Genomic DNA, 12,991 nt, shown 5'->3' with positions numbered 1-12,991 from the left:
AACCGGACTAGGCCCGCGCCAATGAGCGGGGGAAGGCGGTCAAGGGCGCCGCTTGCGGCGCTCGCAAGGCCCTTGACCGCCGCGGGGTCGCAGACCCCAGCAGCGTGCGCCGCAGGCGCATCGCGACAAGTGAGATGGCACCCGCAAGAGCGTGAGCATAGCGACGTCCTCGCAACAGCGAGGGCGGCACGCGGGACCGAGTGCAGCGACGAGACCGGTCAACAGCGGCACCCGGGACAGGGGCAGTGATAGCGATCGCCGAGGGCGAGCCCCTTTCCCGAGTGCCCCCGGCGAGGAGCTCAATATGTTTTGCGAGATGGATCCTAACCCGAAGGGCCGAGACGTATTGGTTCGGTAAGCGTAGCGCGTAGAGCCTGGACCGCATCGCGGACTTACCCTCCGGTAGGCACGCCAGCAATCGTCGCCGATTTCCATATTCAAACCGGCTCGCCTCGGAAACGCGCCTTGACAGGCGGGCGCAGATTGAATGTAATGTTATAACATTACATATTTGGTCCGCATGCCCCCTCCCAAACGCCGTCGCCGTATCTCCTTGAAAAGGCTGTTCGATCTCGATGCACAAACTCCCCGTCACCGTCTTGTCCGGATTCCTCGGGGCTGGAAAGACAACTTTGCTGAACCACGTCCTGAACAACCGGCACGGCCTAAAGGTGGCGGTGATCGTCAACGACATGAGCGAGGTGAACATCGATGCGGACCTAGTTCGCAATGGTGGTGCGAATCTTTCTCGGACTGACGAGAAGCTCGTCGAGATGACCAACGGCTGCATCTGCTGCACGCTACGCGACGATCTTCTGAAGGAGGTGCGCGGTCTCGCAGAGAGCGGCCGCTTCGATTATCTGCTGATCGAATCCACGGGCATCGCGGAGCCGCTTCCAGTCGCCGCGACCTTCGATTTCCGTACCGAAGACGGCGAGAGCCTTTCCGACGTGGCGCGCCTCGACACCATGGTCACCGTCGTGGATGCCGTGAATCTGCTGAAGGACTATTCTTCCACCGAATTTCTGGAACAGCGCGGCGAGGCGCTGGAGAACGACCGGCGGACGCTGGTGGACCTGCTCGTCGAGCAGATCGAGTTCGCCGATGTGATCGTCCTCAACAAGGTCGATGATGCCGCGCCCGAGCAGCGTGAGGCGGCCCGAAAGATCATCCGCGCACTCAATCCGAAGGCGGATCTCATCGAAGCCAACCACAGCCGGGTTGCCTTCGACCGCATTCTTGACACCGGCAGGTTCGACTTCGAGAAGGCGCAGCAGAATCCCTTGTGGTTTAAGGAACTCTACGGCTTCGAGAATCACGTGCCGGAAACCGAAGAATATGGCGTGACAAACTTTGTCTATCGCGCGCGCCGCCCGTTCGATCCCGCCAAGTTCGACAAGTTCATCAAGGAATCTTGGCCCGGCGTCATCCGCGCCAAGGGACATTTCTGGCTCGCGACGCGCCCGCAATGGCTTGGCGAACTCAGCCAGGCCGGCTCGATCACACGCACCCAGGCGCTTGGTTTCTGGTGGGCCAACGTGCCAGCGGAACGCTGGCCGGACGATCCGTTCTGGCGCAAACAGCTGCGAGCGAACTGGAACGAAATCTACGGGGATCGCCGCCAGGAAATCGTGTTCATCGGCAGCGGCATGGACGAAACCGCACTGCGCGCCCGGCTAGATGCCTGCCTCGTTCCAGGAAAGCCTGCGATGAACCTCGCGGAATGGGCGACGCTTGCGGACCCCTTCCCGGTCTGGCGACGCGCGGACGAAGCCGCCTAGACCGGAGCGCATCCATGAACAACGTCGTCGGCTTCGTTTCGAAATCAGAGCTCGAGCGCGAGCGCCTCATCCGCGAGGCACGCGCGATCTACGACAGCATATTCCCGCAGACTACCATGGCTGACGGCCACACCGATGGCAGCCCCGAGCCCAAGACGTCAACACATCAAGTCATCACGACGCTTCGATCCTGCAAACGGTCGTCGTGCGCCGCTGCAACGATGACCGTGCGCGGCAATCTTTCGCGAAGCAGGCTGTGCAGGGCAAGTTCTGCAGGCCGTTCCAAGGCAGACGTCGCCTCATCCAGCAAAACCAAATCTGGTTCGGCAAGAAGGACGCGCGCAGGCGACAGACGTTGTTTCTCGCCTTCGGACAGCCGCCTGTCCCAGGCCTCCATCACGTCGAGCGACTGATCCAGATAACCGAGGCCGACTGCGGCCAACACCTCACGCAAGCGTTCGTCGCCGTACGCTCCTGCCGATGCCGGATAGCTGAGCGCGCGTCGAAGCGTTCCAAGCGGAATGTAGGACGCTGAGGTAGCGCCATGATCGGCTCGGCGTGACGACCCGCTCTTCCCTTTACATGCGGCCAGATCCCCACGATGGCCCGCAGTAGACTGGTCTTGCCGGCACCGGATCGCCCGATCAACAACGCTGTCTCGCCTGGAGCTAGCGCAAGACGCCTGAGCAAGGCGAGTTCGCGGCCAGCCGCATCGCTCACCACGAGGTTCTCGGCATCGACCACAAGGTCCGTGGCGGACGAAATCGCCTCGCTGCCGAATGCGGACTCTTGCATTGCTAGCTCAAACTGAGACAGACGCTGAACGGTTGCGGCAAGCTCAGCAATCCGGACATATGAACTGATGAAATACGAGAATGCCTGATGCACCGAGTTGAAGGCGGATCCCGCCTGCATGAACGCCCCCAATTGCATAGGCCCGCCAAAGAAAAGCGGCGCAAGGGCGAAATAGGGAAAATACCTAGAGTAATATTTGTAGCTCTCGGCGAAGAGCGATACAAACTGCTCCCAACGCATCAATCGGTACCAATTCCGCGCAATCTCCGCAAAGCGGCCAAGCAAATCCTCTCGTTCGGATGCCTCGCCTCGCATCATGGCGATGGCTTCGCCGTTCTCCCGCACGCGCACGAGTGCGAAACGAAAGTTCGCTTCGCGCCGCTCGCGCTCGAACTCGATGCCGATGAGGTGACGCCCAATCAGATGGGTGACTACACTGCCGAGAGCCGCGTAGATTAGCGCCGCCCACACCAAATAGCCGGGAATCACGTAGGATTCGCCAAAAATCTGCAGCGGCATCAGGTTCGACAGCGTCCACAGCACAGCGACAAATGACACAACGCGCGCGATCGCGTTGAGCAGGCCCACGATGAGCGAGATTACGCCGTCGATAAACTGCCTGATGTCATCAGCAATGCGCTGGTCAGGATTGTCAATTGGCCCACCAGCGAGTGCCGCCCGATAGTGAACTGAACCGTCAAGCCACTTGCCGAGATATTGTGTGGTGAGCCACCGACGCCAACGGATCGCCAACCACTGAGTGAGATACCGCTGATAAACCGTCGCAAGGACGAAGACGACGCCGATGGTGCTGAAGAGCCCGGACTGGACTAAAAACCCGTCCCAATCCCTATCCTGAAGGGTCTGGAAGAATCCATTACGCCAGTAGTTCTCTGCAACAGCAGCGCCGACCAAAGCGAGCTGTGCCAAGATGATCGAGATGAACAACAGCGCCGCGCTCCAGCGCTCCTCGGACCGGAAGTAAGGCGCAGCGATGCGAGCGACCTCGCGTAGCGAGGTTCCCAAGGAGGCGATGCGATTCAAGATCGGGTCCCTTCCTGCCGATGTACGGTCCGGGCCTCCTCGATCGGACACGCCTTGCAGAAGCGTCGATCGGGCAAAAGGTATTGCAGACAGCAGACGCGGCGTCGCCGCTCCAGCGCGCCCTCTTCAAGCGCGTAATACACAGCGTCAAATAGCGGATTTGCCACGCCCCAGGGCGTGACCACCACCGAGAGCAGACGCTGCGCCTCCGAAAGTCGTTCCGACGCGCCCGAAACCGCCTCGATCCTGCGCAGCATCGCCTCGAAAGTATTGCCAACATTGCTCCAGAACACGCGTGCAGTGACATCGGTCCGGTCGCACCACATCTCAATCAAGGGCGCGAAGTGGTCGAATATCAACGGCCGGAGCCGATGAAACGGCTCCTCTCCGGTACTGTCACGTGTGCTCGCGATCTTGACCGCCGCTACACGTCCATCATCTGCCATGATGAAGCTGAGATCGGGTAGATCGACCGAAATCGATTGACCGAGCAGGATATCCGCCATGAGAACGGGCGGGATGAAGGCGTTCAGATACCACTTCATCCAGATCGACTGTACCGAACGGACATCAAATTCTGTCGCAAAGCGACGCGCGAAGCGGTGCTCGATCGCTTCGCGCATTGCCACATCCAGGAGCCGATCCGACGGCACGCCCGGCCTCGGGTCTTGCAAAGTCACAAGGCGCCCGCCGAACGACGCGTAGTCGGCGACGGCCAATCGATCAATCGCCTCGCAAACCTTCTCAGGCGTCACGGACTCTGAGTCCGGAATGAGCTACCAGCGCGCACGCAGTGTCCCCGTAATGTTGCGACCTGGACCATAGTAACAGTCTTGGGCGTCATCGCAGGACCCGACATACCGTGTATCGAGCAGATTTTTGACATTCAACGCGACATCCCAATTTTTCAGCGTCGGGAAACGCGCGCCAAGCTCGTAACGGGCGGTGAGGTCGTAGAGCGTGAAGGAAGGCACCGGCAGTGTGTTGAGGGCATCGACGGGTTGATCGCCGACCCAACGCACGCCACCGCCGAGCGTGAGGCCTGCGAGTTCGCCGCCGGCAAACCGGTAGGTCGTCCACAGCGAGGCCGAATTCATGGGAATTCCGACCGGATGCTTGCCGAGCCCGCCCGCGGTGTTTGTCGCGATCACTTTTGCATCCAGGTAAGTGTAAGCGGCGCTGATATTGAATCCGTAGAGATGCGTGGTCTTGATCTCAAGCTCGCCACCCTGGCTCTCGACCGAGCTAGTCTGCACCGAGAAGCCGGTATGTACAGCGGCGAGGTCGCGCGTCAGCACGTTGTACTGCGTGATGTCGAACACGGCCGCGGACATAAGAATATCATAGCCTGGCGGCATGTATTTGACGCCAACCTCCTTCTGATCGCCGGTCACTGGAACGAAAGCGCGTCCAAAGAAATCTGTTCCCGCAGTTGGTGTGAATGTCTGCGAGTAGCTAGCGTAGGGCGCGATGCCATTGGCGAAATTGTAGATCAGGCCTCCATTGTAGGTGAACCCATGGTCCGGTGCGAATGTCCAAGCCGGATTAGAGAAGATACCTGTCGCAGTATTGAGGCTGCGTGTCTTCTGATCCTGCTCGAGCTGATCGTAACGCGCGCCGAGCAACACGTTGAGCCCCCCCCTAGTTCAACACGGTCTTGAATATAGGCCCCGGCCTGCCACTGATCCTGATAGCGCAGCGTCGTAATCGTGGGCGAACTCACGAAAGGCTGTCCATAGACGGGTTATACAAATTGAGTGCGGTTGCTGTCCCAGTACCCGTCCCCTGCACGTTGGGCGTGGCAGAATAGTCGCCACCGAACACGACGTGATGGAATAGCGGGCCCATCGCAAAATCGGCCTTCAGCCGATTATCCATCTGGTACATGTCGATCTGGAACGTCTGGTGCGCAGCTATGCGCGGCATCGTCGTCGTAACGGGCGTAGTCGGGTTGCCCTGCACTTCGTTCAGATTGATATCGATATTCTGATAGTAGAAATTTTGCTGGAACGAGAAAATATCGTTGAACCGGTGTTTGAACTCATAGCCGATACGCGCCTGTTTGATTGATGTATCATGGTAGCTCGGCTCTCCCATGAAGAGGTTGCGAGAGACGAACTGGCCGTTCGGGCCCGGCACGACCGATCCCGCGTACGGCAGCGGCTGCAGCACGGTCAGGTGAGGATCGTATTGATAGGCAGCCAGAATGGTGAGAGTGGTGTCCTCATTGATCCGCCAAGTGAAGGATGGCGCAATATAGGCGCGGTCATTGCTGGTGAAATCGATCTGGCCGTCACCGATCCGGCCGAGTCCCACAACCCGATAGAGTAGCGAATGATCCTGCGTCACCGGGCCGCCGACATCGAACGCACCTTCGGCCGTGTTGTGCACTCCGAAACGCACGAGAGCCTCACCGAAAGCTTGATCGGTTGGACGCTTGCTGGTGAGATCCCACAGGCCGCCGGGACTACCCTGCCCGTACAAGGTCGCGGCGGGTCCCTTCAAAACATCGATGCGCTCGAACCCATAGGGCTCCAGGCCGTAGTTGTTGACATTCAGCCGAAGCCCATCGACGAACTGCAGTCCCTGAAACCCGCGGATATAACCGTAATCTCGGGTAAACTGCCCTTCTCGATAATAAGTGCCGACACTGGCGGTGTATTGCAAAGCCTCTCGCACGCTCTGGGCGTCTCGGTCCGCCATTTCTTCGCGCGTCACGGTGGATACCGACCGCGGCAATTGTAGCAGCGGCGTTGCAACTTTGCTGCCGGCTTCGGTCCCATGGGCGACATAACCGTCGACGCCATCGCGGGTTTGGCTGACATTGCCGCTGTCTACCGAGGGCTTCGCCGGTGCTGATGCCGGCGCCTGCGCCGACGTTGGACGCGATCGTCGCGCTGCTCTACGCGGCGCATTGGTGCCGCTCGCGCTCTGTGACGCCGGTTGTCGGGTTGCCGGCTCCGTAGGCTGGACCACGACCGGAGGCAATCCCGTGTCACGTGGCACCCGCTGAGCCTTAGCGGTGGCACCGGCAGCCAAAACCACCACAGCACAAGCCGCCACGCTCACTTCAATTTTCGACCGCCCTGTACGGGCAAGAAGACTCGAACGAAGTCTGGACAAAACAACCCCCTCACGCGCGATTGATCGGCCATACACGGCACGCGCAGAAGCGCGAGCCGTGCATCACCGCGCACGACACCTGCAACGACCTACGGCAGCTTCCTGAGTGGCAAAACCGTACGAGCCCCCACGGCAACGTGACCCGCCAAACAGCTCGATGATCTCGCTTCGGCTCACCCCGTCCGACGCGTTTCGCTCGTGACCACGACTGACGGTAGGTCTCCTGGCTCGCGGGTCGTCGCCTTCAGATCGCCTTCCCAGGTCCGAAAACCCAGTGGCCAGTGATCAGCAGGCTCGCCGCTTACAGTTGCGGGGGCAGCAGCGGCTTAGGAGCAAAACTCCGCACCGCATTCCCTATTAAACTCCCGAAGGAGGACCGTCGCAGTCACCATAAGTTTATCCAGAAACCACTGTCAACATGGGTTGCCTGCCGCAGCGCGCTATCCGACGTAGGCCCCCTGCGACTTGGCGCTGCAGGTTTCATGTCTTGCAATCCCCATATGTAGAAGGGATCAAAGAACGACGGCAGCGACCACCGGCGGACGCCGCTTGAACGTGGTCACGAATGGGAGCACGCGGCGTGCCTTTTTGCAGTCTGCGGTCGTCGACAATTAGGTCAACAAGCGGGAGAAAGCGATCAGCCTTGCGGACACCGCCTTGAGTTGCCATACTACTCTAAAACAACCACGAGAATTGGCTTTCAATTTATGGAGGATCGCTGTGGCAGCCAATATCGTTCAGATCAAAATCTACGCAGATCCGACCAACCCAAATCCAACTCAAGTACTACCTGACGTGCCTTGGTTTGCCGGAATCACCGTCCTTCAAGCGATGATCATTGGTGAGGCAATGAACCCGAGCAACTTCACATTTCGCGTTGAGTATCGTTCGATCTACGGCGCGCAGATCGATAGCATTGACGGGACGACCGACGGAGCTACAGCGAACTGTTATTGGTTGCTTTGGATCAATGGAAATGAGTCGTCCGTTGGAGCCAGCGAGGCTATTTTGTTCGAGGATCTCAACAACCAGACAGCTCTCGTGGAATGGAAGTACATGGATGTCTCGACGATGCAAAGCAAGTCGGTCAATCTGAAGACAGCGGCGCCTTAGCTCAGACGCTGCGTGGTCCACTGAGAGCCCGATACAGACCGTCTCATCGCAAAAGCGCAGCCCTTCGCGACAACTCCGACGCTTGCAGTTCAGAGGGGCAGCGCAGCCTATACATTAGGTTCTCACCCATGTTTGTGCATCGTTGTGCATTGGTTCTTGTTCTCGGCGCGCCACTGTTGACCAACCGGGCAGCGGATCAAATTGACCCGGCTCAGTCGCCTACAGGCAGCGAGATCGTGATGCGTGAAGTTCCGCTTATGTCGCCGAATGCGAAATATTTGCTCTCGATAGATCGAGACGACGCCTGCGCACGCAAATACGATATTGCAGTTTGGTCTCTAGAGACCGACCACCCAAATTGGAATTCAAGTATCGAGCCAAGCAGTACGAGAGCTGGGAGCTCGTTGCTTGGGAAGATGACACTCATATCAAGGTGAAAGTGTCTTTCGACGCCAACAAGCCCTACGATCAAGAGGCAGAGCTCCGGCGAACCGCAGGGCATTGGATGCTTCAGCTAGGCAGTAGGACCGCGCACCCGAGGCAATTGAACCAGTCGGAATCGGGTTACGTACTCATTCAATGATCGTGTCTCGGAACGCAACCGGCGAGGGCAATCATAAGATCCTCGCCGGGCTTTCCAGACCCGCTCAATCCCAGCTCAGCACACCACCGTTCTGATACTCGATGACGCGGGTCTCGAAGAAGTTCTTCTCCTTCTTCAGGTCCATCGCCTCCGACATCCACGGGAACGGGTTCTCGACATCCGCAAAGACCGGCGCGAGGCCGATCTGGGCACAGCGGCGGTTAGCGATGAAGTGCATGTACTGCTCGCACAGCGCCGCGTTGAGGCCGAGGAAGCCGCGCGGCATGGTGTCCCGACCATAGGCGGCTTCGAGTTCTGCCGCCTCGCGGATCATGCCCCGGATCTGGTCCTGGTATTCGGCGGTCCACAGATGCGGGTTCTCGATCTTGATCTGGTTGATCACGTCGATGCCGAAGTTCAGATGAATGCTCTCGTCGCGCAGAATGTATTGATACTGCTCGGCGATGCCGACCATCTTGTTGCGGCGGCCAAGCGACAGGATCTGCGCGAACCCCGTGTAGAACCACATGCCTTCGAACACGACATAGAACGCCACGAGATCGCGCAGGAAGGCGCGGTCGTTGTCAGGCGTTCCGGTCTCGAACGACGAATCGTCCAGATGCTGGGTGTGCTTGAGTGCCCAGGCCGCCTTGTCGGTGATCGAGGGCACCTCGCGGTACATGTTGAACAGCTCGCCCTCATCGAGGCCGAGGCTCTCCACGATGTATTGGAAGGTGTGGGTGTGCACCGCCTCCTCGAAGGCCTGCCGCAGCAGATACTGTCGGCACTCCGGGTTGGTGAGGTGACGGTAGATCGCCAGCACGATGTTGTTGGCGACGAGCGATTCCGAGGCGGCGAAGAAGCCGAGGTTGCGCTTGATGGCGCGACGCTCGTCCTCTGTCAGGCCGTCCCGCGACTTCCACAGTGCGATGTCGGCCTGCATCGAGACTTCGGTCGGCATCCAGTGATTGTTGCAGCCGGAGAGATATTTCTCCCAGGCCCATTTGTATTTCAGCGGCAGCAGCTGGTTGACGTCGGCGCGGCAGTTGATCATCCGCTTCTCGTCGACGGAGACGCGGCCGCCGGCGCGGTCGATCGCCCCGAGGCCAGTCGGATCGACCGGCTCGAGCTTGAACTGGGTCTGCGGACGCAGTGCCGTCGTGAGGGTCGCGGCCGCAGGAGCGACCGCTGTGGTGGTTTCGGTGTCAGACCAATCGAGCATCGTCATCTCCTCACTGGCACGCTTCGCATTCGGGATCGTCGATCCGGCAGGCCTTGATGCCATCGAGGTCAGGCGCCGCCGCGGTCGGGATCATGATCGGCGCGTGCGACATGGTGCTCGACGCGGACACCGCGTTGAGCTTGCCGTCCGTGCCCTTCAGCGTCGACTTCTCGACATGGGTGGCACTGCGCGAGCGCAGGTAATAGGTGGTCTTCAGGCCGCGCCGCCAGGCCAGCCGGTACAGCGTGTCGAGCTTCTTGCCGGACGGATTGGCGATGTAGAGGTTGAGCGACTGCGACTGGTCGATCCATTTCTGCCGGCGCGCGGCCGCCTCGATCAGCCAGGCGCTGTCGATCTCGAAGGCGGTGGCGTAAAGCGCCTTGAGGTCATCAGGCACGCGGTCGATCTGGCCGACGCTGCCGTCGAAATATTTGAGATCGGAGACCATGACCTCGTCCCACAGCCCCCTCGCCTTCAGATCGCGCACGAGGAATTCGTTCACGACGGTGAAGTCGCCAGACATGTTCGATTTGACGAACAGGTTCTGGTAGTTCGGCTCGATCGACTGCGAGACGCCGCAGATGTTGGAGATCGTCGCGGTCGGCGCGATCGCCATGACGTTGGAGTTGCGCATGCCGCTGGAGGTGACCTTCTTGCGCAGACTATCCCAGTCCAGGGTCGACGAGCGATCGGCATCGAGGCCGCCGCGGGATTCCGCGACGAAGTGAATGGAATCGAGCGGCAGAATGCCCTTCGACCACAGCGAACCCTCGAAGCTCGGATAACGGCCGCGATCGGCGGCTAGATCCGACGACGCCTCGATCGCGTGGTGGGAGATCGCTTCCATGCTGACATCGGCAAAGGTGACGGCCGCGTCCGATGCGATCGGGATACGCTGGACCTGAAGCGCTTCCTGGAAGCCCATCAGGCCAAGGCCGACCGGGCGGTGACGCATGTTGGAGCGGCGCGCCTCGGGGATGGTGTAGAAATTGATGTCGATGACGTTGTCGAGCATCCGCACGGCGGTCTTGACCGTCCGCTTCAGCTTGGCCTGGTCGATGCCGGCAGCGCCGACATGGGCGAGCATGTTGATCGAGCCGAGATTGCACACCGCGACCTCGTCGGCCGAGGTGTTGAGCGTGATCTCGGTGCAGAGGTTCGAGGAATGGATCACACCCATGTGCCGCTGCGGCGAGCGCAGGTTGCAGGGATCCTTGAAGGTGATCCAGGGATGGCCGGTCTCGAACAGCATGGTCAGCATGCGGCGCCAGAGATCGGTCGCGCGCACGGTCTTGAACACGCGCATGCCACCGGCCTTGGCTTTGGCTTCATAGGCCTCGTAGGCGGTCTTGAAGGCCGATCCATAGAGATCGTGCAGGTCGGGGGTCTCGTCGGGCGAGAACAGCGTCCACTCGCCGTCGGTATCGACGCGCTGCATGAACAGGTCCGGCACCCAGTTGGCGGTGTTCATGTCGTGGGTGCGGCGGCGATCGTCGCCGGTGTTCTTGCGCAGATCGAGGAACTCCTCGATGTCGACATGCCAGGTCTCAAGGTAAGCACAGACCGCGCCCTTGCGCTTGCCGCCCTGGTTGACGGCGATCGCGGTATCATTGGCGACCTTCAGAAACGGGATGATGCCCTGGCTCTCGCCATTGGTGCCTTTGATGTGGGCGCCGAGGCCGCGCACCGGCGTCCAGTCATTGCCGAGGCCACCGGAATATTTGGCGAGCAGCGCGTTGTCCTTGACCGACTTGAAGATGCCGTCGAGATCGTCCGACACCGTGGTCAGGAAGCACGACGACAGCTGCGGGCGCAGCGTGCCCGAATTGAACAGGGTCGGCGTCGAGGCCATGAAGTCGAACGAGGACAGCAAATCGTAGAACTCGATCGCCTTGGCTTCGCGATCGATCTCGCGGACAGCGAGACCCATGGCGACCCGCATGAAGAACGCCTGCGGCAGCTCGATGCGCTTGCCGTGCTCATGCAGGAAGTAGCGATCGTAGAGCGTCTGCAGACCGAGGAACTGGAAGTTCAGGTCGCGCTCGGGCTTCAGAGCCGCAGCGATGCGGCCGAGGTCGAAGCGCGAGAGCTCGGGATCGAGCAGCTCGGCAGCGATGCCCACTTTGACATAAGCCGGGAAATATTCGGCATAGCGGCTCGCCATGTCGGCCTGCGAGGCCGAGCTCGGAACGCCGTGGACATGCGACAGCACTTCGCCGCGGAGCTTGTCGAGCAGCAGGCGTGCGCTGACATAGGCGTAGTTGGGCTCCTGCTCGACCAGCGTGCGCGCAGCCATGATCGAGGCCAGCGCCAGCTCATCCTGGCTGATGCCGTCGTAGAGATTGCGGGTGGTCTCGGCCAGCACTGGCGCGGGCGAGACGCCGTCGAGGCCGGCGCAGGCTTCTCCGATGATCAGCGCGAGACGCTTGTTGTCGAGGCCCACGCGCGAGCCGTCGGCGAGCGTGACGTGGAGTTCGGGCACGGCAGTCGTCTTGGCTTCCGCGGCGGCTTCCTCCGCACGCTGACGCGAGCGCTCCTCGCGATACAGCACATAGGCGCGCGCGACCTTGTGGTGCTCGCTACGCATCAAGGCGAGCTCGACCTGATCCTGAACGTCCTCAATATGGAAGGTGCGGCCTTCGCCTGCCCGTCGCATCAGCGCGGTGAGGACTTCGGACGTCAGCTGCTCGACGCTCTCATGGACGCGGCGCGAGGCGACCGCGCTGGTGCCTTCCACGGCCAGGAAGGCCTTGGTCATGGCAACGGCGATCTTGGCGGAATCGAATGGCGAGACCTTGCCGTTGCGACGGATGATCTGCATGGACGGCTCGCTGGAAGCAGCCGCAAGTGACTGTGGACGCAACTGGATGATGGGTGCGGAAGCGCCTTCCGCGTCGTGCAGGTTCAGTGACATCAATCGGCCCCGTGATGCGCGCGTTGTGTTTGAACGGGGCTTTTGGAAAGGACGCCGCAGAAACGCCGGCAGCAAAGTGCCGGACGGTGCATGCAAGCGACCGCCGGACACCCCGCCCGTGGACGTTCAGATCGTCACGGCAGGTCTCCTGGCTCGCAGGTCGTCGCTCGCTTCCCGTCTTCCCAATGCGCGAACGCATCAGTGACGCTTGTACGGAAGCAGCTCGCTGCTGACAGTTGCGGGGGCAGCGCCGGAATTCCTCACCAAAGGCGAGGTTCACCGGCTTCCCTCTTAGCCACTAAATCTTGCGATCCAGCGGAACCGTGACGCCTATATGTGGTGATATTCGCGAGCCGGTGTCAACGATTCGTTGCGGCTCTGTGGCCTGGTTCCTTGTGGAATGTGGGAATTTCACA

9 protein-coding genes and 2 riboswitches are annotated in these 12,991 nt (G+C 60.4%); of the genes, 2 read left to right on the top strand and 7 right to left on the bottom strand.

Annotated elements, in window-relative coordinates; genetic code table 11:
• The first annotated feature begins 575 nt into the window (after window positions 1-575).
• Window positions 576-1,781, top strand: a complete 1,206-nt coding sequence (gene zigA, locus A7X65_RS03490; RefSeq protein ID WP_063682934.1) for a zinc metallochaperone GTPase ZigA — start codon at window positions 576-578, stop codon at window positions 1,779-1,781.
• Window positions 1,782-1,947: 166 nt separating this feature from the next.
• Here zigA and A7X65_RS43790 read toward each other — a convergent pair whose 3' ends face one another.
• From A7X65_RS43790 to A7X65_RS03465, 5 genes are all read right to left on the bottom strand, one after another.
• On the bottom strand, window positions 1,948-2,226 hold the full coding sequence (locus A7X65_RS43790; protein WP_430642914.1) for an ATP-binding cassette domain-containing protein: 279 nt from the start codon (window positions 2,224-2,226) through the stop codon (window positions 1,948-1,950).
• On the bottom strand, window positions 2,178-3,620 hold the full coding sequence (locus tag A7X65_RS03480; RefSeq protein WP_063682932.1) for an ABC transporter ATP-binding protein/permease: 1,443 nt from the start codon (window positions 3,618-3,620) through the stop codon (window positions 2,178-2,180). Before A7X65_RS03480 ends, A7X65_RS43790 begins: the two co-directional genes overlap by 49 nt.
• On the bottom strand, window positions 3,617-4,375 hold the full coding sequence (fhuF, locus tag A7X65_RS03475; RefSeq protein WP_145666589.1) for a siderophore-iron reductase FhuF: 759 nt from the start codon (window positions 4,373-4,375) through the stop codon (window positions 3,617-3,619). The genes A7X65_RS03480 and fhuF overlap by 4 nt, the downstream gene beginning before the upstream one ends.
• A 21-nt stretch (window positions 4,376-4,396) precedes the next feature.
• Window positions 4,397-5,248: a TonB-dependent siderophore receptor gene (locus A7X65_RS03470; protein WP_082884814.1), complete on the bottom strand. Its 852-nt coding sequence runs from the start codon at window positions 5,246-5,248 to the stop codon at window positions 4,397-4,399.
• 91 nt (window positions 5,249-5,339) lie between these two features.
• The gene (locus tag A7X65_RS03465) at window positions 5,340-6,689 is read right to left on the bottom strand and encodes a TonB-dependent siderophore receptor (RefSeq protein ID WP_145666593.1); all 1,350 of its coding nucleotides are present in this window, start codon (window positions 6,687-6,689) and stop codon (window positions 5,340-5,342) included.
• Window positions 6,690-6,939: 250 nt separating this feature from the next.
• Window positions 6,940-7,139: riboswitch (cobalamin riboswitch) on the bottom strand.
• 324 nt (window positions 7,140-7,463) lie between these two features.
• Between A7X65_RS03465 and A7X65_RS03460 the strand changes: the two genes are divergently transcribed.
• Window positions 7,464-7,856: a DUF4430 domain-containing protein gene (locus tag A7X65_RS03460; RefSeq protein ID WP_145666596.1), complete on the top strand. Its 393-nt coding sequence runs from the start codon at window positions 7,464-7,466 to the stop codon at window positions 7,854-7,856.
• Window positions 7,857-8,503: 647 nt separating this feature from the next.
• Here A7X65_RS03460 and A7X65_RS03450 read toward each other — a convergent pair.
• Entirely contained in the window at window positions 8,504-9,661 is a 1,158-nt protein-coding gene (locus A7X65_RS03450) for a ribonucleotide-diphosphate reductase subunit beta (RefSeq protein WP_082884901.1), read from the bottom strand.
• 10 nt (window positions 9,662-9,671) lie between these two features.
• The gene (locus tag A7X65_RS03445) at window positions 9,672-12,575 is read right to left on the bottom strand and encodes a ribonucleoside-diphosphate reductase subunit alpha (RefSeq protein WP_063682926.1); all 2,904 of its coding nucleotides are present in this window, start codon (window positions 12,573-12,575) and stop codon (window positions 9,672-9,674) included.
• A gap of 121 nt (window positions 12,576-12,696) precedes the next feature.
• Window positions 12,697-12,916: riboswitch (cobalamin riboswitch) on the bottom strand.
• Window positions 12,917-12,991 lie beyond the last annotated feature (75 nt).

Origin of the sequence: Bradyrhizobium stylosanthis (assembly GCF_001641335.1) — a bacterium.
GTDB classification, from domain to species: domain Bacteria; phylum Pseudomonadota; class Alphaproteobacteria; order Rhizobiales; family Xanthobacteraceae; genus Bradyrhizobium; species Bradyrhizobium stylosanthis.
This window is presented reverse-complemented; position numbering and strand designations above follow the sequence as displayed.

Excerpts from the sequence above, each read along its gene's own strand:
- zigA (WP_063682934.1), top strand. The coding sequence starts at position 576 with ATGCACAAACTCCCCGTCACCGTCTTGTCCGGATTCCTCGGGGCTGGA.
- A7X65_RS03450 (WP_082884901.1), bottom strand. The coding sequence starts at position 9,661 with ATGCTCGATTGGTCTGACACCGAAACCACCACAGCGGTCGCTCCTGCG.
- A7X65_RS03445 (WP_063682926.1), bottom strand. The coding sequence starts at position 12,575 with ATGTCACTGAACCTGCACGACGCGGAAGGCGCTTCCGCACCCATCATC.